General features: G+C 64.1%; 26 protein-coding genes. 17 read left to right on the top strand and 9 right to left on the bottom strand.

Features of this window, described 5'->3' with window-relative positions; all coding sequences use genetic code 11:
• Nucleotide 1: 1 nt before the first annotated feature.
• Together SB756_RS22935 and SB756_RS22930 are read right to left on the bottom strand one after the other, a co-directional pair.
• Complete coding sequence (locus SB756_RS22935; protein WP_341796871.1) at nt 2-718, bottom strand: LrgB family protein; 717 nt, start codon at nt 716-718, stop codon at nt 2-4.
• Complete coding sequence (locus SB756_RS22930) at nt 715-1,077, bottom strand: CidA/LrgA family protein (protein ID WP_341796872.1); 363 nt, start codon at nt 1,075-1,077, stop codon at nt 715-717. The genes SB756_RS22935 and SB756_RS22930 overlap by 4 nt, the downstream gene beginning before the upstream one ends.
• 143 nt (nt 1,078-1,220) lie before the next feature.
• Here SB756_RS22930 and SB756_RS22925 point away from each other — a divergent pair, with 143 nt between their 5' ends.
• The 9 genes from SB756_RS22925 to SB756_RS22885 all read left to right on the top strand — a co-directional run bounded on the left by SB756_RS22925 (nt 1,221) and on the right by SB756_RS22885 (nt 12,565).
• The gene (locus SB756_RS22925) at nt 1,221-1,676 is read left to right on the top strand and encodes a MaoC family dehydratase (protein ID WP_174370692.1); all 456 of its coding nucleotides are present in this window, start codon (nt 1,221-1,223) and stop codon (nt 1,674-1,676) included.
• A 200-nt stretch (nt 1,677-1,876) separates the two neighbouring features.
• The gene (gene prmA / locus SB756_RS22920; protein ID WP_341796873.1) at nt 1,877-2,755 is read left to right on the top strand and encodes a 50S ribosomal protein L11 methyltransferase; all 879 of its coding nucleotides are present in this window, start codon (nt 1,877-1,879) and stop codon (nt 2,753-2,755) included.
• Between the two features lie 42 nt (nt 2,756-2,797).
• Entirely contained in the window at nt 2,798-4,156 is a 1,359-nt protein-coding gene (locus SB756_RS22915; RefSeq protein ID WP_341796874.1) for a DUF3426 domain-containing protein, read from the top strand.
• Nucleotides 4,157-4,412: 256 nt separating this feature from the next.
• Nucleotides 4,413-5,426 (top strand): tRNA dihydrouridine synthase DusB, encoded by a 1,014-nt coding sequence (gene dusB / locus SB756_RS22910; protein ID WP_341796875.1) that lies wholly within the window; start codon nt 4,413-4,415, stop codon nt 5,424-5,426.
• Nucleotides 5,423-5,743, top strand: a complete 321-nt coding sequence (gene fis, locus SB756_RS22905) for a DNA-binding transcriptional regulator Fis (protein WP_003249693.1) — start codon at nt 5,423-5,425, stop codon at nt 5,741-5,743. Before dusB ends, fis begins: the two co-directional genes overlap by 4 nt.
• 81 nt (nt 5,744-5,824) lie before the next feature.
• Nucleotides 5,825-7,432: a bifunctional phosphoribosylaminoimidazolecarboxamide formyltransferase/IMP cyclohydrolase gene (purH, locus tag SB756_RS22900; RefSeq protein WP_410911973.1), complete on the top strand. Its 1,608-nt coding sequence runs from the start codon at nt 5,825-5,827 to the stop codon at nt 7,430-7,432.
• A gap of 182 nt (nt 7,433-7,614) precedes the next feature.
• Nucleotides 7,615-8,910: a phosphoribosylamine--glycine ligase gene (purD, locus tag SB756_RS22895; protein WP_410911971.1), complete on the top strand. Its 1,296-nt coding sequence runs from the start codon at nt 7,615-7,617 to the stop codon at nt 8,908-8,910.
• A 150-nt stretch (nt 8,911-9,060) separates the two neighbouring features.
• The gene (locus tag SB756_RS22890) at nt 9,061-11,832 is read left to right on the top strand and encodes a hybrid sensor histidine kinase/response regulator (protein ID WP_063422759.1); all 2,772 of its coding nucleotides are present in this window, start codon (nt 9,061-9,063) and stop codon (nt 11,830-11,832) included.
• Between the two features lie 136 nt (nt 11,833-11,968).
• Entirely contained in the window at nt 11,969-12,565 is a 597-nt protein-coding gene (locus tag SB756_RS22885; protein WP_016501822.1) for a MarC family protein, read from the top strand.
• On the opposite strand, the gene SB756_RS22880 is transcribed toward SB756_RS22885, so the two are convergent.
• The 7 genes from SB756_RS22880 to cobG all read right to left on the bottom strand — a co-directional run bounded on the left by SB756_RS22880 (nt 12,562) and on the right by cobG (nt 19,070).
• Nucleotides 12,562-13,185, bottom strand: coding sequence for a hypothetical protein (locus SB756_RS22880; RefSeq protein WP_341796876.1), 624 nt, complete (start codon nt 13,183-13,185; stop codon nt 12,562-12,564). The genes SB756_RS22885 and SB756_RS22880 overlap by 4 nt on opposite strands.
• Nucleotides 13,182-13,871, bottom strand: a complete 690-nt coding sequence (locus tag SB756_RS22875) for a hypothetical protein (RefSeq protein WP_410911969.1) — start codon at nt 13,869-13,871, stop codon at nt 13,182-13,184. The genes SB756_RS22880 and SB756_RS22875 overlap by 4 nt, the downstream gene beginning before the upstream one ends.
• Nucleotides 13,872-13,930: 59 nt before the next feature.
• Nucleotides 13,931-14,611 carry a hypothetical protein gene (locus tag SB756_RS22870; RefSeq protein WP_410911967.1) on the bottom strand — a complete coding sequence of 227 codons (681 nt, stop codon included), beginning with the start codon at nt 14,609-14,611 and terminating at the stop codon, nt 13,931-13,933.
• A 92-nt stretch (nt 14,612-14,703) separates the two neighbouring features.
• The gene (cobJ, locus tag SB756_RS22865; protein WP_410911965.1) at nt 14,704-16,401 is read right to left on the bottom strand and encodes a precorrin-3B C(17)-methyltransferase; all 1,698 of its coding nucleotides are present in this window, start codon (nt 16,399-16,401) and stop codon (nt 14,704-14,706) included.
• Complete coding sequence (locus SB756_RS22860; RefSeq protein WP_410911963.1) at nt 16,389-17,120, bottom strand: precorrin-2 C(20)-methyltransferase; 732 nt, start codon at nt 17,118-17,120, stop codon at nt 16,389-16,391. Before SB756_RS22860 ends, cobJ begins: the two co-directional genes overlap by 13 nt.
• Nucleotides 17,120-17,746, bottom strand: a complete 627-nt coding sequence (locus tag SB756_RS22855; protein WP_016489386.1) for a precorrin-8X methylmutase — start codon at nt 17,744-17,746, stop codon at nt 17,120-17,122. Before SB756_RS22855 ends, SB756_RS22860 begins: the two co-directional genes overlap by 1 nt.
• Nucleotides 17,739-19,070, bottom strand: a complete 1,332-nt coding sequence (gene cobG / locus SB756_RS22850) for a precorrin-3B synthase (protein WP_410911961.1) — start codon at nt 19,068-19,070, stop codon at nt 17,739-17,741. The genes SB756_RS22855 and cobG overlap by 8 nt, the downstream gene beginning before the upstream one ends.
• 244 nt (nt 19,071-19,314) lie before the next feature.
• Between cobG and cbiE the strand changes: the two genes are divergently transcribed.
• From cbiE to SB756_RS22810, 8 genes are all read left to right on the top strand, one after another.
• The gene (gene cbiE / locus SB756_RS22845) at nt 19,315-20,526 is read left to right on the top strand and encodes a precorrin-6y C5,15-methyltransferase (decarboxylating) subunit CbiE (RefSeq protein WP_341796881.1); all 1,212 of its coding nucleotides are present in this window, start codon (nt 19,315-19,317) and stop codon (nt 20,524-20,526) included.
• On the top strand, nt 20,519-21,613 hold the full coding sequence (locus SB756_RS22840) for a cobalt-precorrin-5B (C(1))-methyltransferase (RefSeq protein WP_341796882.1): 1,095 nt from the start codon (nt 20,519-20,521) through the stop codon (nt 21,611-21,613). The genes cbiE and SB756_RS22840 overlap by 8 nt, the downstream gene beginning before the upstream one ends.
• Nucleotides 21,610-22,329: a cobalt-precorrin-6A reductase gene (locus tag SB756_RS22835; RefSeq protein WP_410911959.1), complete on the top strand. Its 720-nt coding sequence runs from the start codon at nt 21,610-21,612 to the stop codon at nt 22,327-22,329. The genes SB756_RS22840 and SB756_RS22835 overlap by 4 nt, the downstream gene beginning before the upstream one ends.
• A gap of 128 nt (nt 22,330-22,457) precedes the next feature.
• Nucleotides 22,458-22,895: an NfeD family protein gene (locus SB756_RS22830; RefSeq protein ID WP_341796884.1), complete on the top strand. Its 438-nt coding sequence runs from the start codon at nt 22,458-22,460 to the stop codon at nt 22,893-22,895.
• Nucleotides 22,896-22,921: 26 nt separating this feature from the next.
• The gene (locus SB756_RS22825) at nt 22,922-23,776 is read left to right on the top strand and encodes an SPFH domain-containing protein (protein WP_016501834.1); all 855 of its coding nucleotides are present in this window, start codon (nt 22,922-22,924) and stop codon (nt 23,774-23,776) included.
• A gap of 206 nt (nt 23,777-23,982) precedes the next feature.
• Nucleotides 23,983-24,372, top strand: a complete 390-nt coding sequence (locus tag SB756_RS22820) for a DUF2946 domain-containing protein (RefSeq protein WP_341796885.1) — start codon at nt 23,983-23,985, stop codon at nt 24,370-24,372.
• A gap of 46 nt (nt 24,373-24,418) precedes the next feature.
• Nucleotides 24,419-24,904 carry a copper chaperone PCu(A)C gene (locus SB756_RS22815; protein ID WP_063422750.1) on the top strand — a complete coding sequence of 162 codons (486 nt, stop codon included), beginning with the start codon at nt 24,419-24,421 and terminating at the stop codon, nt 24,902-24,904.
• A 22-nt stretch (nt 24,905-24,926) separates the two neighbouring features.
• Nucleotides 24,927-25,358 (top strand): DUF2946 domain-containing protein, encoded by a 432-nt coding sequence (locus tag SB756_RS22810; protein WP_341796886.1) that lies wholly within the window; start codon nt 24,927-24,929, stop codon nt 25,356-25,358.
• The last annotated feature ends 6 nt before the right edge of the window (nt 25,359-25,364 follow it).

Raw genomic sequence — 25,364 nt, 5'->3', positions numbered from 1 at the left:
CTCAAGCCACCAGGCTGACCGCCAACGGCAGAAAGACTGCCGTGGCTACCCCCATCAAGCTCATCGCCAGCGCGGCAAAAGCGCCGCATTCGTCACCTTCCTGCAGGGCGACCGAAGTACCCACCGCATGCGCGGTCACACCCAACGACATGCCGCGCGCCTCAGGGCTGTGCACGCCGAAGCGGCTCAGCAGCGCCGGGCCGAAGATCGCGCCGATCACCCCGGTGATCAGTACGAACACTGCCGCCAGCGCCGCCACACCGCCAATCTGCTCTGCCACCAGCATGGCGATTGGCGAGGTCACCGACTTGGGTGCCATGGTCATCAGGATCATGTGCTCGGCACCGAACCACCAGCCTAGCAACAGGCAGCAGAGCGTGGCGAACAGCCCCCCGATTACCAGCGTAGTAAATGTGGGCCAGAACAGCTGCCGGATACGCCGCAGGTTGAGATAGAGCGGCACGGCCAGCGCCACGGTGGCGGGGCCCAGCAGGATGTTCATGATTTCGGTGCTGTTGCGGTACTCGCTGTATTCGATGCCGCACAGCAGCAACACGCCGATTACCAGCAACATCGACACCAATACCGGCTGCAGGAAGATCCAGCGGGTTTTCTCGTAGGCCGCTAGCACCACCTGGTAGGCACCGAGCGTAATACCGATACCGAACAGAGGATGGTGCACCACGGCATTCAGCGCGCCTTGCCAATCGAGCATCATGGCTGCTCCTCGCGCTTGCCCTGGCGATGCATGAGCTTTTGCATCAGCACACCAACAAACACCAGCGTTAACAGGCAGGAAATCAGCAAGGCGCCGGCAATCGCCCAGAAGTCAGCGGCGATGTCCTTGGCATATACCATCACCCCCACTGCTGGCGGTACCAGCAACAGCGGCAGGTATCGCAGCAGGCTGCTGGCCGCCTCGTTCAGCGGCTTGCCCACCTCCCCACGGGCCATGAGGAAGAACAACAGCAGCACCAGGCCGATGATCGGCCCCGGCAGAAATGGCACCAACAGGTGATTGATCGCCGTCCCCAGCAGCTGGAACAGCACCAGCCAGGTCAAACCACGCAACAGCATAAGCATCTCCCTCGGGCATGGCCGCCATTATAAGCACGCGCAGCTATAGACCGATATTCGCCGAAAAGCACACAACTTGACTGAAACGGTTCGCCGTGCTGATCTTGCACTTTCGTACCAACTGACAACCTGGAGAGTCCGCGATGCCCTATGTACCGGTTACAGAGCTTTCGCAATATGTTGGTAAGGAACTGGGCCGCTCCGACTGGCTGAAAATCGACCAGCAGCGCATCAACCTGTTCGCCGAGGCGACGGGCGATTTCCAGTTCATCCATGTCGACCCTGAAAAGGCGGCCAAAACCCCGTTTGGCGGCACCATTGCCCACGGCTTCCTGACATTGTCACTGATCCCCAAGCTGATCGAGGACATCCTGGTCCTCCCAGAAGGGCTGAAGATGGTGGTGAACTATGGGCTGGACAGCGTACGGTTCATTCAGCCGGTCAAGGTCAACAGCCAGGTTCGGCTGAAAGTGGACCTGGCCGAAGTGGTGGAGAAAAAGCCGGGGCAGTGGTTGCTCAAGGCGATTGCCACGCTGGAAATCGAGGGTGAAGAGAAGCCTGCTTATATAGCTGAGTCGCTCTCGCTCTGTTTCGTCTGATTTATCCCCGGGGGCGCTACGCGCCCCATTCGCAGCACAAGGCTGCTCCTACAGGGGTATGCGATCTCATGTAGGAGCAGCCTTGTGCTGCGAATGGGCTGCACAGCAGCCCCCGATCCACAAATCTTCCGCACTCGCGTAGACTGCCAGCCTCCGCGCAGCCTAGGGCTGCCCCTGTCGATTTACCAAAGGTGCCCGCCATGCCCTGGCTGCAAGTACGCCTGGCCATCAGCCCGGAACAAGCCGAAACCTACGAAGATGCCCTGCTCGAAGTAGGCGCCGTCTCGGTCACGTTCATGGACGCCGAAGATCAACCGATCTTCGAACCAGACCTCAACACCACCCCGCTGTGGTCGCACACCCACCTGCTGGCCCTGTTCGAGGCCGATGCCGAGCCCGAGCAGGTGTTTGCTCACCTGCGCCTGCTGACCGGCGCCGAGCTGCCACAGCACCAGGCTGAAGTGATCGAGGACCAGGACTGGGAGCGCAGCTGGATGGACAACTTCCAGCCCATGCGTTTCGGCCGCCGCCTGTGGATCGTGCCAAGCTGGCACGAGGCCCCGGAAAAGGACGCCGTCAACCTGCTGCTGGACCCGGGCCTGGCCTTCGGCACCGGCACCCACCCCACCACGGCCCTGTGCCTGGAATGGCTCGACGGCCAGCAACTCGAAGGCACCCAGGTGCTGGACTTCGGCTGCGGCTCGGGCATCCTGGCCATCGCCTCGCTGCTGCTGGGCGCCCGTGAAGCAGTCGGTACCGACATCGACGTGCAGGCCATCGAGGCTTCGCGCGACAATGCCCAGCGCAACGGCATCGCCGATGACAAGCTGGCCCTGTACCTGCCCGAGCACATGCCGGCCATGCAGGCAGACGTGCTGGTCGCCAACATCCTCGCTGGCCCGCTGGTGTCGCTGGCGCCGCAGTTGTCCGGCCTGGTGCGCCCTGGTGGCCTGCTGGCACTGTCCGGCATTCTGGCCGAACAGGGCGAGGAGGTGGCCGCGGCCTACGCCGCCGACTTCGAGCTGGACCCGATCGTCGTCCGCGACGGCTGGGTGCGCATCAGTGGTCGCCGCCGCTAAGCGGGCCTAGAATATCTCTCTGCATAGCTCCCGGATTGCCGCATGACCGACAGTTTCGTCACCCAGTGCCCGCATTGCCAGACCAGCTTTCGCGTCACCCACCACCAGTTGAGCGTGGCCCGCGGCGTGGTTCGCTGCGGCCATTGCCTGCAGGTGTTCAATGCCGCCAAGCAACTGCTGGAGCAGAACCGCGCCAGCGCACCTGAGGTGCCGGTAGCGGCGCCTGTGCCAGCGGCACCTGCCGAGCCAGTGGTCGAGCCGCCGGTTACCCCCGAGCCTGTCACCCGCGAGCGCAGCATCACGCCTGACGAGGACTGGGCCCTGACCGCCCAGGCGCTGGACGCACTCGACCTCGACCAGGAACTGGCACGCCTGGAGCGGCGCGGCCAGCCGGCCCCGGCACGCCCCGCCAACCTGGATGGCGGGCTGCAGGCGCGCCGTGACGAACTGCACCCGGACGAGCATGCGGACGACCTGTTCGGCAACGCCACCGATGAGCCCTTCGAGCCGCAAACGCCGGCAGAGCCCGCACCTGTGTTGCTGGAGCCGCAGCCGCTGGAGCTGGACCTGGAGCCCGTACCCGGCGAGCGCACCGAGCCGACCCTGGGCCGTAACCTTGACCTGGACATCGATGACGAGCCGCCCGTACACCGCGCAGCTGAAATCGACGACCAGCCCGCCTTCAGCGAACCGCTGCGCACCCGTGATGACGAAATCCCGGAAAAAGGCCTGAGCGCCCGCGACGATGAACCGCTGGCGCTGCACCTGTCGGCGCGCGACGACGACCCTGTCGAGCCGCTGCCGGGTGAACGCCTGGAGCCCGGCCTTGCCAGCAAGCCCGAGCGCCCGGCGCGCAAGGAGCCGCTGGTCGATGTGGTGGACGACCCGCTGCAACTGGGCTGGGAAAAACCCGCGCCCAACTGGGGCAAGCGCCTGCTGTGGGGCTTCCTGACCCTGCTGGCCGCTGGCCTGCTGGCATTCCAGTATGTGTGGTTCCACTTCGACGAAATGGCCCGCCAGGACCAGTACCGGCCGATCTTCCAGCAAATTTGCCCGATCGTCGGGTGCCAGGTGCCGACCCGCGTCGATATCGCAAGAATCAAGAGCAGCAACCTGGTGGTGCGCAGCCACCCGGACTTCAAGGGCGCACTGATCGTCGATGCGATCATCTACAACCGTGCACCGTTCGCCCAACCGTTCCCGCTGCTGGAACTGCGTTTTGCCGACCTCAATGGCCAGCTGATCGCCAGCCGGCGCTTCAAGCCCAGCGAGTACCTGTCCGGCGAGTTGGCCGGGCGTGGCGACATGCCAAGCCAGACGCCCATCCATATCGCCCTGGACATCCTCGACCCGGGGCCAAAGGCCGTGAACTACAGCCTCAGCTTCCGCTCGCCGGAATAGTCAGCACAACCCTGTGGGAGCGGGCATGCCCGCGAACACGGGCAAAGCCCGTGCCATGCACCGCGGCGTCTGCTTCGCGGGCGCGCCCGCTCCCACAGGGGTCCGCGCGATACCCGGGTCTTGGCTCATACCAAAAGTCATAAGCCGACAACTGTTCAGATTTTATCCAAATCCATCTTTATCCGGTCACCGAGAGCGGGTATCATGCCCACCCTTTTTCGAACTCCAAGATTCGGCCCCACAACAGGGATCACCTATGTCGGCGGTACGCATCGGCCCATACACACTACGTAACAACCTGATCCTCGCGCCCATGGCCGGGGTCACGGACCAGCCTTTCCGTACACTTTGCAAGCGTCTGGGCGCGGGCATGGTGGTGTCGGAGATGGTCTCCAGCGACATGAGCCTGTGGAACAGCCGCAAGTCGAGCCTGCGCCGCATCCATGAAGGTGATCCCGAGCCACGCTCGGTGCAGATCGCCGGTGGTGATGCGCAGATGATGGCTGCGGCAGCAAAGGCCAACGTCGAGGCGGGTGCCCAGATCATCGACATCAACATGGGCTGCCCGGCAAAAAAAGTCTGCAACAAAGCTGCAGGCTCTGCTTTATTGAGAGATGAAGCCTTGGTCAGCGAGATCCTCAACGCCGTGGTCGGCGCTGTGGACGTCCCGGTGACCCTGAAGATCCGCACCGGTTGGGACCGGGCAAACAAGAACGGCCTGAACGTGGCGAAGATCGCCGAACAGGCCGGCATCCAGGCGCTGGCGGTGCATGGCCGCACACGCGCCGACCTGTACACCGGCGAAGCCGAATACGACACCATCGCGGCCATCAAGCAAGCGGTGTCTATCCCGGTCTTTGCCAATGGCGATATCACTTCGCCAGAAAAGGCCCGGGCGGTGCTGGATGCCACCGGGGTCGACGGCCTGTTGATCGGCCGGGCTGCCCAGGGGCGGCCATGGATCTTTCGCGAGATCGAGCATTACCTGCGCACTGGCGAATACCTGCCAGCGCCGCAACTGGACGAAGTGGAACGCATCCTGCTGGAGCACCTGGCCGCGTTGCATGCCTTTTATGGCGATGTGATGGGCGTACGTATCGCCCGCAAGCACGTTGGCTGGTACCTGGCAACACGACCCGGCGGCAAGGAGTTTCGCTCCCGGTTCAACGCTTTGGAAGAGACACAAGCGCAGTGCGCCAACGTTCGTGCGTTTTTCAGCGAGCGTCGACAGAGCCTTGAGACAGAGGACGGACAAGGGGTGGCCGCATGACGATGATGACCGAGAATTTTGTGAGTGGAACAACGCCCGTGAGCGACAACGCCAACCTGAAACAGCACCTCAACACGCCGAGCGAAGAGGGCCAGACCCTTCGCGACAGCGTCGAGAAGGCGCTGCACAACTACTTCGCCCACCTGGAAGGCGCGACCGTGACGGACGTGTACAACCTGGTGCTCTCCGAAGTGGAGGCGCCACTGCTCGAAAGCGTGATGAACTACGTGAAGGGCAACCAGACCAAGGCCAGCGAGATGCTCGGGCTGAACCGAGGCACCCTGCGCAAGAAGCTCAAGCAGTACGACTTGCTGTAAGCCAGAATCCCAACCAGAAAAGGCGGCTCCCTGAACAGAGGCGCCTTTTTTGCAGACTCCACCGCGTTATTGGAACCCGAAATGACCGACCAGACTACCCGCCTGCCAGTCCGCCGCGCCCTGATCAGCGTCTCCGACAAGACCGGTATCCTCGAATTCGCCCGTGAGCTGCAGCAGCTCGGTGTCGAGATCCTGTCCACCGGCGGCACCTACAAGCTGCTGAAGGACAATGGCGTGAACGCGGTGGAAGTGGCCGACTACACCGGCTTTGCCGAAATGATGGATGGCCGGGTCAAGACCCTGCACCCGAAAATCCACGGTGGCATCCTCGGCCGTCGCGGCACCGACGACGTCATCATGAACGAGCACGGCATCAAGCCGATCGACCTGGTTGCGGTCAACCTGTACCCGTTCGAAGCCACCATTTCCAAGCCTGGCTGTGACCTGCCGACCGCCATCGAGAACATCGACATCGGCGGCCCGACCATGGTCCGTTCGGCAGCCAAGAACCACAAAGACGTCGCCATCGTGGTCAACGCCAGCGACTACGCCGGCATCGTCGAAGGCCTCAAGGCCGGCGGCCTGACCTACGCCCAGCGCTTCGACCTGATGCTCAAGGCGTTCGAGCACACTGCTGCCTATGACGGCATGATCGCCAACTACATGGGCACCATCGACCAGGCCAAGGACACCCTTTCGACTTCCGCACGCAGCGAATTCCCGCGCACCTTCAACAGCCAGTTCGTCAAGGCCCAGGAAATGCGCTACGGCGAGAACCCGCACCAGAGCGCGGCGTTCTACGTAGAAGCCAAAAAAGGCGAAGCCAGCATTTCCACCGCCACCCAGCTGCAGGGCAAGGAGTTGTCGTTCAACAACGTGGCCGACACCGACGCCGCACTGGAGTGCGTGAAGAGCTTCGTCAAGCCAGCCTGTGTCATCGTCAAGCACGCCAACCCGTGCGGCGTGGCCGTTGTGCCTGAAGACGAAGGCGGCATCCGCAAGGCCTACGACCTGGCCTACGCCACCGACACCGAGTCGGCCTTCGGCGGCATCATTGCCTTCAACCGCGAACTGGACGGCGAAACCGCCAAGGCCATCGTCGAGCGCCAGTTCGTCGAAGTGATCATCGCCCCGAAAATCTCCCAGGCCGCCCGCGACGTGGTAGCTGCCAAGCAGAACGTACGCCTGCTGGAGTGCGGCGAGTGGCCAGCTGAGCGCGCTGCCGGTTGGGACTTCAAGCGCGTCAACGGTGGCCTGCTGGTGCAAAGCCGCGATATCGGCATGATCACCGCAGACGACCTGAAGATCGTCACCAAGCGTGCCCCGACCGAGCAAGAAGTCCACGACCTGGTGTTTGCCTGGAAAGTGGCCAAGTTCGTCAAGTCCAACGCCATTGTCTACGCCAAGCAGCGCCAGACCATCGGCGTCGGCGCTGGCCAGATGAGCCGCGTCAACTCCGCCCGCATTGCTGCAATCAAGGCCGAGCATGCTGGCCTGCAAGTGCAGGGCGCGGTCATGGCATCGGATGCGTTCTTCCCGTTCCGTGATGGCATCGACAATGCGGCTAAAGTGGGTATCAGCGCCGTGATCCAGCCGGGTGGCTCGATGCGTGATGCCGAAGTCATTGCCGCTGCCGATGAGGCAGGTATCGCGATGGTGTTCACCGGTATGCGCCACTTCCGCCACTGATTTACGGCAATCGGCCGCACTGAAGCAGGCATCTGCTGCGTTGGGGCCGGTTCCGCTGATGCTCATTGCCAGAAGGCAACTCCGCTCATCGGAACCGGCCCCGCCTTGCATCTACCTGCTTCATTGCGACCTCGTACAGCGTGAGGCTTCGCTTTGCGCCCGAAAGAATTCGAGGTTTTGACATGAAAGTTTTGATCATCGGCAGCGGCGGCCGTGAGCACGCCCTGGCCTGGAAAGTTGCCCAGGACCCACGCGTCGAGAAAGTCTTCGTTGCCCCAGGCAACGCGGGTACCGCCATTGAAGCCAAGTGCGAGAACGTCGCCATCGACGTGTGCGCCCTGGAACAACTGGCCGATTTCGCCGAGAAGAACGTCGACCTGACCATCGTCGGCCCGGAAGCACCGCTGGTCATCGGTGTGGTCGACCTGTTCCGCAGCCGTGGCCTGGACTGCTTCGGCCCAACCAAGGGTGCGGCCCAGCTGGAAGGCTCCAAGGCCTTCACCAAGGACTTCCTGGCGCGTCACAAGATCCCGACCGCCGACTACCAGAACTTCACCGAAATCGAGCCGGCGCTGGCCTACCTGCAGGAAAAAGGTGCGCCGATCGTGATCAAGGCCGACGGCCTGGCTGCGGGCAAAGGCGTGATCGTCGCCATGACCCTCGAAGAAGCCGAAGCCGCCGTGCGTGACATGCTGGCCGGCAACGCCTTCGGTGAAGCCGGTTCGCGTGTGGTGATCGAAGAGTTCCTCGACGGCGAAGAAGCCAGCTTCATCGTCATGGTCGACGGCCACAACGTGCTGCCCATGGCCACCAGCCAGGACCACAAGCGCGTCGGCGACCAGGACACCGGCCCGAACACGGGCGGCATGGGTGCCTACTCCCCTGCCCCGGTCGTTACCGCCGACGTCCACCAGCGCGTGATGGACCAGGTAATCTGGCCAACCGTGCGCGGCATGGCCGAGGAAGGCAACGTCTACACCGGCTTCCTCTATGCTGGCCTGATGATCGACAAGGCAGGCAACCCCAAGGTCATCGAGTTCAACTGCCGCTTCGGCGACCCAGAGACCCAGCCAGTCATGCTGCGCCTGGAGTCGAGCCTGGTGCTGCTGATCGAAGCCGCCTTCGCCAAGGCGCTGGACAAGGTCGAAGCCCAGTGGGACCCACGCCCGAGCCTGGGCGTTGTGCTGGCGGCTGGCGGTTACCCGGGCGACTACGCCAAGGGCGACGTGATCAGTGGCCTGGACGCAGCAGCCAAGATCGAAGGCAAGGTATTCCATGCCGGTACTTCGCTCAAGGACGGCCAAGTGGCCACCAACGGCGGGCGCGTGCTGTGCGCCACGGCAATGGGCAGCACGGTTGCCGATGCGCAGCAGCAGGCTTACCGCCTGGCCAGGGAAGTAAGCTGGAACGGTAGCTTCTACCGCAATGACATCGGCTACCGGGCCATTGCCCGCGAGCGCGGTGAGCACCAGCAGTAAGCATTACCGGAACGCCGTGCCGCCCAGGGCTGTCAACCGCCCGGCGCACGGCATCCGGCTCGTCGACAAGGCCCGGCACGGGCCTTGCCTTCGACTTGGCGCGCCGCGCATAGTTAGTACCCGGCACATCGGCTAAGAAGGGATCTCGTAGTGCGTCGGCTTCGGATTGCCTCAGCTCTGATCGTCACCTTGCTGACCCTGCTCTGCATGTTCCCGGCTGCAGCCGAACATGACGCAGGCTGGACCGTTTTGCTCGACGAACAGGCCAACCTGCAACTGAGCGATGTACGCTCGGAGCGCTACCGCAACCAGTTCAGCCCGCTGGTGCTTACCGAGCTGGATGCCGCCCCGCCGGAACAGGCCTTGTGGCTGCACTACCGCCTGGAACCAGGCGACCAGGAGCAACTGCTACGGGTATTCGCCCCCGACCTGTCTGGCCTTGATCTCTACGCCCTCGAAGGCGACCAACTTCTGCGTCAGCTGCACCACGGGCGCCAGGCCGGCAATGCCAGCCCGACCCTGCGTGGCAGCGACCATGTACTGCCCCTGCCCAACAGCAAGCAACCGCTGGACATCTACCTGCGCCTGGTCTCCGAGCACCAGTTGCGCCCAGCCATCAGCCTGGAACCTGCGGCCGTAGCCGCCTCGGACCAGAGCCAGCCACTGTTGTTCGGCATGCTGTTCGGCGGCCTGGTCATGTTGATCCTGCACAACCTGATCCGCTTCCTCTACAGCCGCTCCACCACCACCCTGATCCTGGCGTTGTACCACGGCCTGATGCTGCTCAGCGGCCTGATCCTGCTGAACCTCAGCGGCCCCTGGTGGCACGTCTGGCACAACGCGCAAACCCCGGCCGCCTACCTGACTCTGGTACTGGCCGGCCTGGCGGGGCTGTATTTCACCCAACACTTCTTCAACCCGTGCAACTCACCCCGGCTTAACCGCCTGCTGCAGGGCGAAATGCTGGTGGTGGGGGTCAGCGGGCTGGTGCTGTTGTTTGTCGACACCCTCCCCCTCAACCTGATGACCTACGCCCTGATGGCGTTGGGCAGCGTGAGCATGCTGCTGGTCAGCAGCTACCACTGGTACCGGGGTTACGCGCCTGGGCGCCTGTTCAGCCTGGCCATGGTGGTGTTCAACCTGGGCGGCCTGGTGCTGCTGCCGGCACTGCTGGGCCTGACCCGCACCTCGACGCCTTGGCTGCTGTGCGTCCTGCTGGGGCTGGCCGTGGCCAGCGGCCTGCTGCTCAACCTGGCAGTCAGCGAGCGCCTGCGCCGCATGAGCGAGGAGCGCTTCAGCGCCAGCCGCGCCCTGGCCGCCAGCGATGCCGAAATAAACGCCAAGGCCGAGTTCCTGGCCAAGATCAGCCACGAAATCCGCACCCCCATGAACGGCGTGCTGGGCATGACCGAGCTGCTGCTGGGCACACCGCTGTCCGTCAAACAACGTGACTACGTGCAGACAATCCACAGCGCCGGCAACGAGCTGCTGACGCTGATCAACGAGATTCTCGACATTTCCAAGCTGGAGTCCCGGCAGATCGAACTGGATGACGTGCAGTTCGACCTCAACGCGCTGATCGAGGACTGCCTGAACATCTTCCGCGCCAAGGCCGAGCAGCAGAACATCGAGCTGATCAGCTTTACCCAGCCGCAAGTACCGCGGGTGATCAGCGGCGACCCGACACGCCTGCGCCAAGCCTTGTCGAGCCTGCTGGAAAACGCCCTGAAAAACACCGACCAGGGCGAGATCCTGCTGGTCGTGGCACTGGACCAACGGGGTGAGCTACCGCGCCTGCGCATCGCCGTGCAGGACAGCGGCGAGCCGTTGGCCGCCGCAGACCGTGAAGCCTTGTTGCAGGCCGAGTTGCACAGCCACCACTTCCTGTCCAGCAACAAGCTGGGTGGCCACCTTGGGTTGGTCATCGCCAAACAGCTGATCGGCCTGATGCAGGGCGAGTTCGGCATCAAGAGCAGCACCGGCATGGGCAACACCCTGTGGTTGACCCTGCCGCTGGACCCTTCTCGCCTGGAACAGCCACCGACCGACCTCGACAGCCCGCTGCGCGATGCCCGCGTGCTGGTGGTGGACGACAATGACACCTGCCGCAAGGTGCTGGTGCAACAATGCAGCGCGTGGGGCATGAATGTCAGCGCAGTGCCATCAGGCAAGGAAGCCCTGGCCCTTCTGCGCACCAAGGCCCACCTGCGCGACTACTTCGACGCGGTGCTGCTGGACCAGAACATGCCCGGCATGACCGGCATGCAGCTGGCCGCCAAGATCAAGGAAGACCCGAGCCTGAACCACGACATCCTGGTGGTGATGCTCACCGGCATCAGCAATGCGCCGAGCAAGGTCATCGCACGCAATGCCGGGGTGAAGCGGATACTTGCCAAGCCGGTGGCCGGCTACACGCTGAAAACCACCCTGGCCGAAGAACTGGCCCAACGCGGCCGCGATCAGGCAGTGCCGGCCAGCCTGCCCGGTGTCCCGCAGGCACTGGACCTGCCCGGCGACTTCCGCGTGCTGGTTGCCGAAGACAACAGCATTTCCACCAAGGTGATACGCGGCATGCTTGGCAAGCTGAACCTTGAGCCCGACACCGCGTGCAATGGCGAAGAGGCCCTGCAGGCGATGAAAAACCAGCGCTATGACCTGGTGCTGATGGACTGCGAAATGCCGATTCTGGACGGTTTCTCGGCCACCCAGCAGCTGCGCGCCTGGGAAACCGCCAACCAGCGCCAGCGCACCCCGGTGGTGGCACTGACCGCGCACATTCTTACAGAACACAAGGAACGCGCCCGTCTGGCGGGCATGGACGGCCACATGGCCAAGCCGGTCGAGCTGTCGCAGTTGCGCGAGCTGATCCAGTACTGGGCCAATCACCGGGAAGCCAAGGTGGACCCGGCGCATACTTCCTAGACTACGCTGTCGAGCAGTGAACACTGCTCACAAGATCTCTACGGCCCCTGTGGGAGCGGGCATGCCCGCTCCCACAGAGATAGCGCACTTGTGCACCGAGCGCGCATCCTTTTTAAGTTTCCGAGGATCAGCACTCATGCTCCATGAGTTGTTCAGCGTCTACCTGAAAATGCTTGTGCTCTACAGCCCGTTCTTCGTGCTGTCGTGCTTCATCAGCCTGACCCGCGGCCACTCCAGCAAGGAGCGCAAGCAACTGGCCTGGAAGGTAGCCTTCGCAGCCCTGCTCGCCAGCGTGCTGCTGTACCTGTTCGGTCGGGTGATCTTCGGCATTTTCGGCATCACCGCCGACGCCTTCCGCATCGGTGCCGGCAGCGTGCTGTTCATCTCGGCATTGGGTATGGCCCAGGGCAAGCCGGCGGTGCAGGCCGACAACGTGCAGCAGGATGTGACCATCGTGCCACTGACCATTCCGCTGACGGTTGGTCCCGGTACCATCGGGGCCCTGTTGGTGATGGGTGTGAGCCAGCCGCACTGGGACGACAAACTGCTGGCCATCGTCAGTATCGCGCTGGCCAGTTTCACTGTCGGCCTGGTGCTTTACCTGTCGCACGGTATCGAGCGGATCCTGGGCGACCAGGGCCTGCAGATCGTCAGCCGTCTGATGGGGCTGTTCGTCTGTGCCCTGGCGGCGCAGATCATTTTTACCGGGATCAAAGGGTACCTGGTGCCTTAGATGGCATAGTCATGAATGCGCGCGAGAGATACCTTGACGACGCTTTCCTGCACTTTTGGCATTACGCTGTTCTCGAAGGCCAGAATATTGAACCGGACCAGCTCCGCACGCACATTCTTGTAACTGCGCTTGCGGCTGATGAACCCTGCACTGAAAACAGACTGCTTGTCCGTTTCGTGGTAAATCACCATGTCGACACGGTTATTACCGGCCGGCGCGCAGGCCAACACTTGAAAGTGCTGCATCTCGAATGCCTTTTTCTCAAGTTCCTTCAGCACCGACGGCTTGGTCAGCAACGCTTGAATGGACACTTTGACCGACGACGCAAAGCTGTCCCCGGCAGTTTTAGACAGGGTCTGCAGCACGTGGTCCGTCTGTTGCGTACGCGTCTTGTCCGGCCAATGAATCTGCTCAGCCGTTACCGCATCCCACCCCATGAATTTGAGCTGGTTACGGTAATAAGCGAACCAGTCTTTAATCAGCCCCTCTTTGAAAGCGGCCTCGGTGGCTCTTTCGGCCATTGCCAAGGCCAGCTTCACCTTGTTTTTCTGCGCGGCGTCGACGCCCGGCAAGAACGAAACAATCCCAGCGCCGATCACGGCAGACGTGGTTTCACTCATGATGCTGCTCCTGTGGGTTGTGCGTAAGGGTCGAACCGGTAGACGGCCTGTGCATCCTTGGTTTTCATCAAGGCCTGCAATTCATCACGCTGGCGTTGAAAGCGCCCTTCATCCAACGCCAGGGAAACGCCGTTGAACTCGGCCTCGCCCTCAAGTACTTGTTCGCCCAGAAATGTCTCCAGCGAAACCAGCGAGAGTGGCTTATCGATTTGCAGCGAGATGCTGCACAAGTCCAGCGCCGGCCCCGGCTTGAGTACGCCAAGTTCGATGACCAGGGTGGAGCACTGCGCCAGATCATGCGCGCAGAAACTCAGCAAGTGCCGGAAGCCTTCGGCAGACTGGCCAAGGCCCGTTTTTATCGCCGCGAGCACAGCCTCATGGCGAAGCGAACGCATCTTCAGCCACGCTTCAAGTGGCTGTATATGCGCGTTGCGCACAGGTCGCCCCAACGGTTTCAGGTCATGGGTACTGGCCAGCTTGATCCAGCCCAGTTGGCGGTAGGCCTCCCGATACGCGGCATACCAGTTTTCATAATTGTCAACGCGTGAACCGGCGTGCTTGTTGGCTACCAACTGCGCGTACAGGACTGAATCGAAAGCGGCCTGGCGTTGTGCCTCGACTGCGCCTGGCGAATACAGCAATGCTGTTCCGCCAATCAACATCAGTTGCTCAGCTGCTCTATCCATCGTGTTACCTCGTCACAAAGAACCGAACAAGGCGGCGTTGCGACTACGCCGCCCAGCAATCAGATGTCGTACTCGAGCACGTTCTCGACACTGCGCACGCCGAGTTTGTTTTCTACGGTTTCGCGGACTTTGTCGTAGACAAAGTTATTGAGGGTGAGCACTGCCGTGCCGGCGTAGTAAGCGGCCCTGTCCAGCTTCCACTGGATGCCCAGCACATCGTCGTCCAGTGTTGGGGCAGATGCCTGGATGCAGCTCACCACCATGACCACATCGTTGTTTGCGGTTTCAATACAGGCGGCCATGCCAACCATGCCCCTGGCTTTGTTCTTGCGCTTGTGGTCGAGCACCTTGGCGTCGTTTTCGACAGTGGTCATTTTGTCGAAGGCCCGCTTTGCCACTTCACCCAGCTTGGTGCCACCCAGCACCGCATTGCCAACCACACCTATGGTGCGGATGGCCACGGCGCCTACGGTGACGGACAGTTCCACCGAAGTTTCAAGTTCGAAGCTACGACGTGGGATGGTAAAGCCAAGGTCTCGCATGACATCGATGAATTTGTCGTACCACTCCCGGCTCTGCTTTTCGGCGTCAAAAGCTTTGTCGGCGACCAACGTGGCGAAGTGGAAGGCATTCTTCACATCATGACGGCTCTGCGCAGACATGCCCGCGCCGCAAGCAAGCAGGTTGCCGTCTACCAGGATGGCGGCATCGGTGGTGGTGATTTGGGTTGCATCGGACATTGGAAACTCCTTGATGGTTGCCCCTTGAGTCAGGGGCAATCACCTTAGCCAGCGCGCTGGCCACAAAGCGCGCTGAAGAGTTTCCGACGCAACTAGTTGGCAGTGGGGTACCAACGCGGCGTGTAGGCCCACACCCCGCCCGACAGACGAGGGAATACACAGGTTGTAGAGGAGCCGACCAGAACCATGGTGCGCATATCGACCATTTCCGGCAGCAGCTCGGCCAAGGTGACTACCTTAAGCGTCTGCCCCGGCCTACCGATGTCGCGCCCAAGGACTACAGGCGTGTTCCCCTCGCGGTGGCGACGCACAACTTCCAGGGCCACCCCGAGCTGGTGCGGCCTGGACTTGGAAATCGGGTTGTAGAAGGCCAGCACCAGGTCAGCCTGGGCCGCCAGGTCCAGGCGCTTTTCAATGATCGACCAGGGCTTGAGGTTGTCCGACAGCGACATCACACAGAAGTCATGCCCCAGCGGTGCCCCCGCCTGCGCAGCGGTAGCGAGCGAGGCCGACACCCCTGGCAAGATCTCGAGGTCGACGCGATGCCAGGCGGGGTCGCTGGATTCGTGCAGCGCTTCGAGCACTGCAGCGGCCATGGCGAACACGCCTGGGTCGCCCGACGAGACCACCACCACCGAACGGCCTTGTGCCGCCAGCTCGAAGGCATGCCGGGCGCGCTGCATCTCTTCACGGTTGTCGGTGCAGTGCAGCACCTGGTCGTCACGGAACGGCCCGGCCATGCGCACGTAGGTTTCGTAGCCGAGGATGTCCTCGGCGCGTGCAAGTTCTGCCTTGACCGCCGGCACCATTAGCTCGGCAGCGCCGGGGCCGAGGCCGATCACCGCCAGCCGGCCACGACGGCGGCCGACCTGCGCGGCATCCACCGGCGCCGGGGCCACGGCGATGACGGTATCCGCCTGCTCGATCAGCTCGGCGCCGGGCAGCGCCTGGGCCAGCATGCTTCGCAGGTCGCCAGGCTTGGCCGCAAAACGCAGCGCCACGCCAAGGGCCTGCGCGGCCTCGTGCAAGGCTGCATCAGCCATGGCGTGCTCGCCAGCCAGCAGGCAAGCCAGCGATTGTTCGGCGATACCCGCCGCCTGCAGCGCGGCGCGGATGCTTTGCAGGTCAGCGGTATCGACGCCCACCACCACCGAACGCGGGTGGATCAGCAGCTCATCACGGCTGCTCGGGCGTGCCTGATGGCCGACATGGATGGTGCGCCGGGCGCTCTCGCTGGCGGGGAGCTGCGCCTGCTCCAGCCAAGGTGCATCGCCTTCGACACGCACCGCCTCGCCGGCCAGCAAATCAGAGACAAAGCGCTTGCCTTGCTCGATATCCGCCAGTGCATAACCCTGCGGCGGGTTCAGCAGGCAAGTGCCGAAACGCAGCTCGCCACTGGTGGTAATCGCAGCAGCAACGCCCAGGACCTCTGCGATTTCGCGTGCCATCACGTTCACGCCACCCAGGCCACCGAGCAGCGGCACCACCGCACTGCCATCTTCGGCCACGGCCAGAACCGGCGGCTCGCTGCCCTTCTCGCTGAGCAGGCTAGCCAGGCTACGGATGACAATTCCCGCAGCGCACAGGGCGATGATCGGCGTATCCTGCTGATACAACCCGCGCAGGGTGTCGCCGAACGTGCTGTACGATTGGTCTGCACCCTCGACACGCCCCTCCAGGCCATGGATCGTGGCCTGTGGATAACAGTGCTGGATACGCTGCGCTGTCGCCAGGCTGCCCGGGCCAAGAATGATGATCGCCGGCGCCTTGTGGATGTTCAGCCCTGCCATTTTTCCCCCGGCACGATGATCAGCGAGAAGTACGGCGACGACTGTGGATCAACCTGATCGAGCGGCACGATCTTCTGGTTGGCCATGGTGGCCCGCTCCACATACAGCGCGCGCCCGTCCAGGCCCAGTTCGGTCAGTACTTCGCGTACTTTCGGGAAGTTGCGCCCAAGCTTCATGATCACTGCCGCATCGGCGTCGGCCAGGCGACGCTTGAGCTCCTCGGCGGGCAACACGCCAGACAAGACCGAGAGGCTCTGGTTACGGTACACCAGCGGCGCACCCAGCACCGAGGCGCCACCGAGCATCGAGCACACGCCAGGGATCACTTCAGCCTCATAGCGCTGGGCCAGGCGGTCGTGCAGGTACATGTAGGACCCGTAGAAGAACGGGTCACCTTCGCAGATCACCGCCACGTCGCGACCGGCATCCAGGTGCTCGGCCACCTGCACGCTGGCTTCGTCGTAGAAGTCGCTGATCACCTGCTCGTAGGACAGCGGCGCCGGCAGGGCTTCGGTGGTGACCGGGTACACCAGCGGCAACAGCGTCTGCTGCGGTTGCAAGTGTGCCTCGATGATGCCGAAGGCATTGCCACGCTTGCCCTTGGCCACGAAGTAGCCGACCACTGGCGATTCGCGCAGCAGGCGCAGGGCCTTGAGGGTGATGAGTTCAGGGTCGCCCGGGCCCACGCCCAGGCCAAGCAGACGTCCACGCGGCGCCATCACTCCACCTCCGTGGCCAGGGCGTTGACCGCGGCGGCGGCCATCGCGCTGCCGCCCAGGCGGCCTTGCATGATCACGAATGGCACACCACGGCTGTCGGCGGCGAGCATCGCCTTGGACTCGGCAGCACCGACGAAACCGACCGGGAAGCCGAGGATCAGCGCCGGCTTGGGTGCACCGGCGTCAATCATCTCCAGCAGGTAGAACAGGGCGGTGGGCGCATTGCCGATCACCACCACACTGCCTTCCAGGTACGGGCGCCACAGTTCAAGGGCTACGGCAGAACGGGTGTTGCCGGCGTCCTTGGCAAGGCCCGGTACGCTTGGGTCGCGCAGGGTGCAGATGACTTTGTTGTCGGCTGGCAGGCGGGCCCGGGTGATGCCTTCGGCGACCATGTGCGCATCGCACAGGATTGGCGCGCCGTTAAGCAGCGCCTCGCGCCCGGCCCGGCCGGCGCCTTCGGAGAACTGCAGGCCATCGATGGCATCGACCATGCCACAGGCGTGGATAACGCGTACGGCGAGCTTTTCGAGGTCTGCGGGGATCCGCTCGAGTCGGGCTTCCTCACGGATGATCCGGAAGGAATTGCGATAGATCTCCTGACCATCGCGGATGTAGTCAATCATCAAGGTGCTCCGTCGGCAGGTCGAGCATGGCGCCTGCTTCATTCAAGGTAAGGTCGGTGGCGCGCAGGGCGCCGAAGCCCGGCTGGCGCGCGTCACGCAGATAGAGGTCATATCGGCCCGGCGAGCGGGCCAGCAGGGTGGCCGGGGCAACATGGGCCACGGCGCAGGAACGGGGGCAGCCGGACAAGTGCACGCTGGCAGGCACGCCAGGGCCCAGCAGCGCGGCAAGGGCAACGGCGTCGGCCTTGGTTTCGCCAAGGGCCTTGGCGCAGCCGCTGGCACCCGTGCAGGCGCTGATACGCGCCAGCGGCTCGTGGTCGTGGCACAGCAGGCCCAGGGCCGAGAGTTCAGCCTGGGCCTGGTCGATGAAGTCGGCTTGCAGGTTGGTCAGCACCAGGCTTTGCCATGGGCTGAGATGCAAGCTGCCATCGCCCCGCTCACGGGCAACCTGCGCGGCGCCGCGCAGCATGGCCGGGGTCAGGCGGCCTTGCGGCGGGGCGACGCCAAGGGCAACGCCATCTGCCTGCGGCAGCGTGCCCAGCCAGGAGGCGCGGTGATGTTCACGGCGCCAGGCGAGCACGGCGGCATCGCGGCGGATGCCCAGGCCGAGCCCATCGACGAAATCGCTTGCCGGGCACACCTCGAGCAGCTGGCGCATGCGCGATTGCATCGGGGTTGCCAGGTCGAGGAAGCGCTCCAGCACCGCACGCACCAGCGCCAGGCCCTGCGCCAGTGGCACGGCGCCGAGCACCTGGCCGTCCGCCGGGCAGCCCGCCAGGCCAAACGCCAGCCAGGTCTGCTGCTCCAGACGCAGGGCCGATAGCCACAGGTCGTGGGGGTGTTCGAGCATGGTCAGGCGCTCGCCGGCATCCAGCTGCACGGCAAACTTGGCCGACAACTGGTGAAAGCGCGGGGTCCCTTCCAACAGGTCGAGGATCTGCCCCGCCAAAGGCCGTGCGTCCAGCAGCATCGCCGGGTCATGCCCGGCCAGCGGGCTGAGCATCAGGTTGCGCACATCGTCACCGGCCGCGTCGCGCGGGCCCAGCCCAGCGGCGAGCAGGGTCTCGACCAGGGCGCGATGCTCGTTGCCAATGCCGCGAATCTGCAAATTGCCACGGTTGGTGGCCTCGATCACACCGCCGGCGAAGCGCTCGGCCGCCGTCGCCACCGCTTCGGCCTGTTCGGCCAGCAGCAGGCCGCCCGGCAGCTTGATGCGGCAGATGCCGCCATCACGGGCACTGACAATGCGCCACAACCCCGGGCAGGCCGAGGGGCGGGGCGAAACGTTGGGGGCATGGGCCTGCGTCAAAGGGGCGTCCGGCAATCTGTGAAAATGCGCTTGAGTGTAGAAGGCGCGGTATTATGCCTGCTTTGTCCGGCGGCATGAAAAGCCGGTGGTCGAGCATCCTCAGCGATTGAGGAGAAATCCAGGGCTGTTTCGCCCTCTTCGCGGGCACGCCCGCTCCCACAGGATCATCGCTACCCTCAATGGCTGCGCTGTACCTGTGGGAGCGGGCGTGCCCGCGAAGGGGCGCGAAGCGGCCCCAAAAAATGGCGGAATGAAATACATGGCACCCTGGCTGACAGTAGTAGGCATCGGCGAAGACGGCTTCAGTGGCCTGGGCAAACAGGCCCGGCGCGCGCTGCTGGGCGCTGCGCGGGTCTTCGGCAGCCCGCGCCAGCTGGCCTTGCTGCCGCGCTGCGTGCCCGGCGAGCGGCTGGGCTGGCCAAGCCCGTTCTCGCTAGCCCCGGTGCTAGCCTTGCGCGGCGAACCGGTGTGCGTGCTGGCCAGCGGCGATCCGATGTTCTTCGGCGTCGGCGCCAGCCTGGCGCGGCAGGTGCCCGCCGATGAAATGCGCGTGCTGTCGATGCCCTCCTCCTGCGCCCTGGCCGCTGCCCGCCTGGGCTGGCCGTTGCAGGAGGTGCAGGTTGTGTCGCTGGTGGCGCGGCCACTGGCGGCGCTGAATGCCCACCTGCACAGCGGCATGCGCCTGCTGGTGCTGAGCAACGATGGCGACAGCCCGGCGGCAATTGCCGCACTGCTGCGCGAATGTGGCTTCGGGCCAAGCCGCCTGCGGGTTTTCGAGCACCTGGGTGGCCAGGAAGAACGCGAGTTGGCCGGTACCGCCCAGGACTGGCCGCACGCCGATATCGCCACGCTCAACCTGGTGGCCATCGAGTGCCTGGCCGCACCCGATGCGCCACGCCTGCACCGGCTGGCCGGGCTGCCCGACAGCGCCTTCCGGCACGACGGCCAACTGACCAAGCGTGACGTGCGCGCCATCACCCTGGCGCGCCTGGCGCCTCAGCCCGGCGAACTGCTGTGGGACGTGGGCGCGGGCTGCGGCTCGATCGGCATCGAATGGATGCGCGCCCACCCGGCCTGCCGCGCCTTGGCCATCGAGGCCGACGAAGGCCGACAAGGCTTCATCGAACACAACCGTGACGCGCTGGGTGTACCCGGCCTGCAACTGGTCTGCGGCAAGGCGCCTGCGGCACTGCAAGGCCTGGCGCAGCCCGATGCAATCTTCATCGGCGGCGGCGTCACCCGCGAAGGCGTGCTGGACCTGTGCTGGGCCAACCTGCGCCCAGGCGGGCGGCTGGTGGCCAATGCAGTGACCTTGCAAAGCGAACTGGCCCTGGCGCATTTCCGCGAGCAGCACGGTGGTGAGCTGACCCGCATCCATGTCGCCCATGCCCAGCCCCTGGGCGCGTTCGACACCTGGCGCCAGGCGCTGCCGATCACCCTGCTGGAAGTGGTGAAACCCGTCGATGCGTGAAGAAACCCGTGAACAGCCCGCGCCCCTGCGCAGCGGCCTGACCACCGGCAGCTGCGCCACCGCCACCAGCCTGGCAGCCGCTCGCTTGCTGCTGAACGGCGAAAGCAGCGACGCCGTCAGCATTACCCTGCCCAAGGGCAAGGTGGTGCAGATGCGCCTGGAATTCTGCCGCCTGATTGGCGAGCGTGCCGAAGCCGGAACCCTCAAGGATGCTGGCGACGACCCGGACGTGACCCACGGCGCCCTGCTCTACAGCCAGGTACGCCTGCTGGGCGAACCGGGTATCCGCTTTGTCGCCGGGGCCGGCGTTGGCACCGTGACCCGCCCGGGGCTGGTGCTGGCGGTGGGTGAGCCGGCCATCAACCCGGTGCCACGGCGCATGATCACTGAACACCTGCAACGCTTGGCCGACGAGTGCGGCTACCTCGGTGGTTTCGAGGTCACGGTCAATGTGCAGGGCGGCGACCAACTCGCCCTCAAGACCATGAACCCGCGCCTGGGCATCCTCGGCGGGCTGTCGATCCTCGGCACCAGCGGCATCGTGCGGCCGTTCTCCTGTGCGGCCTACATCGCTTCGATCCATCAGGGCATCGACGTGGCCCACACCAACGGCTACACGCACATCGCCGCCTGCACCGGCAACGCCAGTGAAGACACCATGCGACGGGTCTACGGCCTGCCGGAAATCGCCCTGATCGAAATGGGCGATTTCGTCGGCGCAGTGCTCAAGCACCTGCGCAAGGTGCCGGTGCCACGCCTGACCCTGTGTGGTGGCTTCGGCAAGATCAGCAAACTGGCCGCCGGGCACATGGACCTGCACAGCCGCCATTCCAGCATCGATTTGCCGCAACTGGCCGGCTGGGCGGCAGACATTGGCGCTGACGAGACGCTGCAGGCGGCCATCATCGGCGCCAACACCAGCCAGCAAGCGCTCGCCCTGGCTCATGCGGCCGGCATTGGCCTCGGTGACGCGGTGTGTGCCCACGCCCTGGCCTTCGCCCGCAGCGTCGTGCCGGCGCAGGTGCAAGTGGAAGTGTTCGCCATCGACCGCCAAGGCGGCATCGTTGGCCAGGCAGGTGTGCAATGACCACGCGCATCCTGCTGCTGGGCGGTGTCACTGAAGCCCTGGCCATCGCCCGCCGCCTCGGCCCACAGCATGTTTATAGCCTGGCCGGTATCGGCCGCGTGCCGCAGGACCTGCAATGCCAGGTGCGGGTCGGGGGTTTTGGCGGTGCCGAGGGCTTGGCCAGCTACCTGCGCGAGGCGGGTATCACACTGCTGATCGATGCCACCCATCCCTATGCCGCGCAGATCAGCCGCAATGCCGCCAGCGCCGCACGCAACGCCGGCATCCCGTGCTGGGCCTTGCGTCGTCCCGCCTGGCAGGCGCAAGCAGGGGACGACTGGCGAGAAGTCGAGGATTGGGCAGGGTTGATCGATGCACTGAAGCCGTTCCGCAGGCCACTGTTCACGCTAGGGCGCGAGCCGCTGCAGCACCTGGACGAGATTCCGCCGGAGCAGTTCTGGACGCTGCGTGCGCTGGAAGCGTGCCCTGGTAACGAGCGCTGCGAAGTGATTGGCGCGCGTGGGCCGTTCCATATCGAAGATGAGCGGGCGTTGTTCCAGCGCCGCCACATCGATGTGCTGATCAGCAAGAACAGCGGCAGTGTGGCGACCGAGCCGAAGCTGGAGGTAGCGCGGGAGCTTGGCGTGCCGGTGCTTGTCCTGAAACGTCCGACACTGCCGGAGGTGGACCGAACATTCGACTCACTGGCGGACCTGGCAACAGCGCTCGCCCTCTAGACGCTGCCCTTTCGCGACACAAAGGCGCTCCTACAACGATTTCAGACTTTTCTTCCAACTAACCCAGTGGCCCGTTGCCGCTCTGCTGCCTTAAACTCGACGCCCCTCCCCCGGAAGGTTTCACCCATATGGAAATGCAATGGTGGATCTGGCTGGTCTTCGGTGTCGCGCTGATCCTGCTTGAACTGGTCCTGCCGACGTTCTTCATCCTCTGGTTCGGCATCGGTGCCGTGCTGGTCTCGCTCATCTCGCTCGCCGCACCCAGCCTGCAACTGGACATGCAGGTGCTGCTGTGGGTACTGCTGTCGTCTGTCACCACCGCGCTGTGGTTCAAAGTGTTCCGGCGCAAGCAGCCGGATGTGCGCTGGACCGCCGACAGCGTGATCGGCGAAGTGGGCTTGCTGACCGCTGGCGTTTCGGAGTTCCAGAAAGGCCGTGTGCGTTTCCAGAAGCCGATTCTTGGCAGCGAAGAATGGACCTGCATCGCCGACAGCGAGATCCCGGTTGGCGAACGGGTGCGCCTTACCGCCATTGAGGGCAACACAGCCCGTGTCATCCGGGCCTGAATCCGCACTAAAAGGAATTTCGCATCATGACCAGCCTCATCGTTGTCGCCGCCATCGCCCTGTTCGTCCTGATCACCGTGTTCAAGGGGGTACGTATCGTGCCCCAGGGCGAGGAATGGATCGTCGAGCGCCTTGGCCGCTACCACAGCACCCTCAAGCCCGGCCTGAACATCCTCATCCCGTACATGGATGTGGTCGCCTATCGCCTGCCGACCAAGGACATCATCCTCGATGTGCAGCAGCAGGAAATCATCACCAGAGACAACGCCGTGATCGTCGCCAACGCCCTGTGCTTCGCCAAGGTGGTCGACCCGCAGAAAGCCTCCTATGGCGTGCAGAACTTCTCGTTCGCCGTCACCAGCCTGACCATGACTTCGCTGCGCGCCATCGTCGGTGCCATGGACCTGGACGAAGCGCTGTCCAGCCGCGAGCAGATCAAGGCACGCCTGCGCGAGGCGATGTCGGAGCAGACCGAAGACTGGGGCGTGACCGTGCGCTCGGTGGAAATCCAGGACATCAAGCCTTCGGAAAACATGCAACTGGCCATGGAGCGCCAGGCGGCGGCCGAGCGTGAGCGCAAGGCCGATGTAACCCGCGCCGAAGGTGCCAAGCAGGCCGCGATCCTGGAAGCGGAAGCACGCCTGCAGGCGGCCAGGCTGGATGCCGAAGCACAGATCAGCCTGGCCGAGGCTTCGGCGCGGGCGATTTCGCTGGTCAAGGAAGCGGTGGGCAACGAGACCGTGCCGGCGATGTATTTGCTGGGTGAGCGTTATGTCGGGGCCATGGAGAACCTGGCGAGCAGCAACAACGCCAAGGTGGTGGTGCTGCCGGCGGACCTGCAAGAGACCGTACGCGGGCTGATGGGCCGAAACAAGGCTTGAGATTGATTTCACCCTCCGCGGGCACGCCCGCTCCCACAGATACCCCCGCAGCTCTCAAGGTTGTTGGTAATCCTGTGGGAGCGGGCGTGCCCGCGAAGCCGGCGACACCGATTCAACTGCCTGCCTGCGTCACTTCACCGCACCCCGCCATTTTTACCTATACTGCGCCTTACAATAGCCACCACGATTCCTGACCGGATCTCTCCATGCCCCCACGTCGGCACATCGCCTGGATAGCCTGCCTTGCAGTGCTGTTCAACCTGCTGGCCATGCCGCTGGCCTCTGCCGTGCCCAAGGGCCCGGCCGAGCAGCTGCTGTGGGGGGCTTTCTGTTCCAGCATGGCCAACAAGGCCAATGTCGACGTCCAGGCCCTGGCCAAGATCGACCTCGGCCCGCAAAGCGACGACAGCGCCAGCATGATGAATTGCTGGTGTTGCTCGGGCGCTGCACCACTGCTGGCCCTGCCCGGCTACCCGCCGCAGCTGCACAACCCGCCAACACTGTTTGCCGGCCTGCTGCCGCCCCCCGCCGACTACCAACCCACGCCGCGCCAGCTCTGGCCTGCGTTAAACCCCCGTGCCTCTCCGCTGGCCTGAGTTCATCACGCTGTCTGCCTGAACCTGAACAGAACGGAGATTCACCATGCTCAAGCACGCCCTCGTCATGGCCGCCCTGCTGCTGCCCGGCGCCTTTGCCAATGCCCACGAATACAGCGTGGGCGACCTGCACATCGCCCACCCCTGGTCGCTGCAGCTGCCGCCCAACGCCCCCAATGTCGCCGCGTATTTCGTGGTTCACAACAATGGCCAGGCCGATGACCGCCTGTTGAGTGTCGACAGCCCCATCAGCGATGACGCGCAACTGCACGAGCACGCCATGAGCGCCAGCGGTGCCATGAAGATGCAGCAAGTACCCAGCGTTGTAGTGCCTGCCGGCAAGGACCTGACCTTCGCCCCCAGCGCCTACCATGTGATGCTGATGCAGCCCAAGGACCGCAGCCTGCTCAGCGACGGCAAGCGCTTCCCGTTGACCCTGCACTTCGAGAAGGCCGGCGACGTCACCGTCGAAGTGGCCGTGCAGAAGCAGGCGCCAGCGGACCAGCCGCAAGCCCACGAACACGCGCACTGACACCTGCTGACAGGCACTCGCCATGAGCCTGCCGCGCAACAGCATCAGCCGTACCACCCGCCCTGACCGCAGGCGCGCCGGTGGCGGATGGCTGAGCCTGTTCGCCATGTGGATGATCTTCATCGGCCCGCTGATTTCCCAGTCGATGCCGATGGACCAGCACGCCGGCATGAGCATGCCGATGGACATGCCGATGGCGGCTGCCCATCAGCATGGCGGCGACGCCCATCACGGCCACGGCGGCGATGGCCAGCTGCACGTGATGTGGGAAAAATGCGGTTACTGCAGCCTGTTGTTCAACTGCCCGGCCCTGCCCCAGGCCCTCAGCCCGCTCAGCGCCGGCAGCGTCGTCCCCACCACCCACCTGCTTGCGCCAACGCACCAGGGCCATGCCCGGCAGGCTGTATTCCCCGGTGCGCGCAGCCGCGCCCCACCCTCCTCGATCAGCGTCTGAACCCAC

Source organism: Pseudomonas sp. SIMBA_068 (genome assembly GCF_046534705.1).
GTDB lineage: Bacteria > Pseudomonadota > Gammaproteobacteria > Pseudomonadales > Pseudomonadaceae > Aquipseudomonas > Aquipseudomonas putida.
Note: the sequence above shows the minus strand (reverse complement) of the source record. Positions and strands in the feature narration are given on the sequence as shown.

Bases quoted from the DNA above. Each gene is read 5' to 3' on its own strand.
- SB756_RS22935 (WP_341796871.1), bottom strand. From the start codon at position 718: ATGATGCTCGATTGGCAAGGCGCGCTGAATGCCGTGGTGCACCATCCT.
- SB756_RS22930 (WP_341796872.1), bottom strand. From the start codon at position 1,077: ATGCTGTTGCGTGGTTTGACCTGGCTGGTGCTGTTCCAGCTGCTGGGG.
- SB756_RS22925 (WP_174370692.1), top strand. From the start codon at position 1,221: ATGCCCTATGTACCGGTTACAGAGCTTTCGCAATATGTTGGTAAGGAA.
- prmA (WP_341796873.1), top strand. From the start codon at position 1,877: ATGCCCTGGCTGCAAGTACGCCTGGCCATCAGCCCGGAACAAGCCGAA.
- SB756_RS22915 (WP_341796874.1), top strand. From the start codon at position 2,798: ATGACCGACAGTTTCGTCACCCAGTGCCCGCATTGCCAGACCAGCTTT.
- dusB (WP_341796875.1), top strand. From the start codon at position 4,413: ATGTCGGCGGTACGCATCGGCCCATACACACTACGTAACAACCTGATC.
- fis (WP_003249693.1), top strand. From the start codon at position 5,423: ATGACGATGATGACCGAGAATTTTGTGAGTGGAACAACGCCCGTGAGC.
- purH (WP_410911973.1), top strand. From the start codon at position 5,825: ATGACCGACCAGACTACCCGCCTGCCAGTCCGCCGCGCCCTGATCAGC.
- purD (WP_410911971.1), top strand. From the start codon at position 7,615: ATGAAAGTTTTGATCATCGGCAGCGGCGGCCGTGAGCACGCCCTGGCC.
- SB756_RS22885 (WP_016501822.1), top strand. From the start codon at position 11,969: ATGCTCCATGAGTTGTTCAGCGTCTACCTGAAAATGCTTGTGCTCTAC.
- SB756_RS22880 (WP_341796876.1), bottom strand. From the start codon at position 13,185: ATGAGTGAAACCACGTCTGCCGTGATCGGCGCTGGGATTGTTTCGTTC.
- SB756_RS22875 (WP_410911969.1), bottom strand. From the start codon at position 13,871: ATGGATAGAGCAGCTGAGCAACTGATGTTGATTGGCGGAACAGCATTG.
- SB756_RS22870 (WP_410911967.1), bottom strand. From the start codon at position 14,611: ATGTCCGATGCAACCCAAATCACCACCACCGATGCCGCCATCCTGGTA.
- cobJ (WP_410911965.1), bottom strand. From the start codon at position 16,401: ATGGCAGGGCTGAACATCCACAAGGCGCCGGCGATCATCATTCTTGGC.
- SB756_RS22860 (WP_410911963.1), bottom strand. From the start codon at position 17,120: ATGGCGCCGCGTGGACGTCTGCTTGGCCTGGGCGTGGGCCCGGGCGAC.
- SB756_RS22855 (WP_016489386.1), bottom strand. From the start codon at position 17,746: ATGATTGACTACATCCGCGATGGTCAGGAGATCTATCGCAATTCCTTC.
- cbiE (WP_341796881.1), top strand. From the start codon at position 19,315: ATGGCACCCTGGCTGACAGTAGTAGGCATCGGCGAAGACGGCTTCAGT.
- SB756_RS22840 (WP_341796882.1), top strand. From the start codon at position 20,519: ATGCGTGAAGAAACCCGTGAACAGCCCGCGCCCCTGCGCAGCGGCCTG.
- SB756_RS22835 (WP_410911959.1), top strand. From the start codon at position 21,610: ATGACCACGCGCATCCTGCTGCTGGGCGGTGTCACTGAAGCCCTGGCC.
- SB756_RS22830 (WP_341796884.1), top strand. From the start codon at position 22,458: ATGGAAATGCAATGGTGGATCTGGCTGGTCTTCGGTGTCGCGCTGATC.
- SB756_RS22825 (WP_016501834.1), top strand. From the start codon at position 22,922: ATGACCAGCCTCATCGTTGTCGCCGCCATCGCCCTGTTCGTCCTGATC.
- SB756_RS22820 (WP_341796885.1), top strand. From the start codon at position 23,983: ATGCCCCCACGTCGGCACATCGCCTGGATAGCCTGCCTTGCAGTGCTG.
- SB756_RS22815 (WP_063422750.1), top strand. From the start codon at position 24,419: ATGCTCAAGCACGCCCTCGTCATGGCCGCCCTGCTGCTGCCCGGCGCC.
- SB756_RS22810 (WP_341796886.1), top strand. From the start codon at position 24,927: ATGAGCCTGCCGCGCAACAGCATCAGCCGTACCACCCGCCCTGACCGC.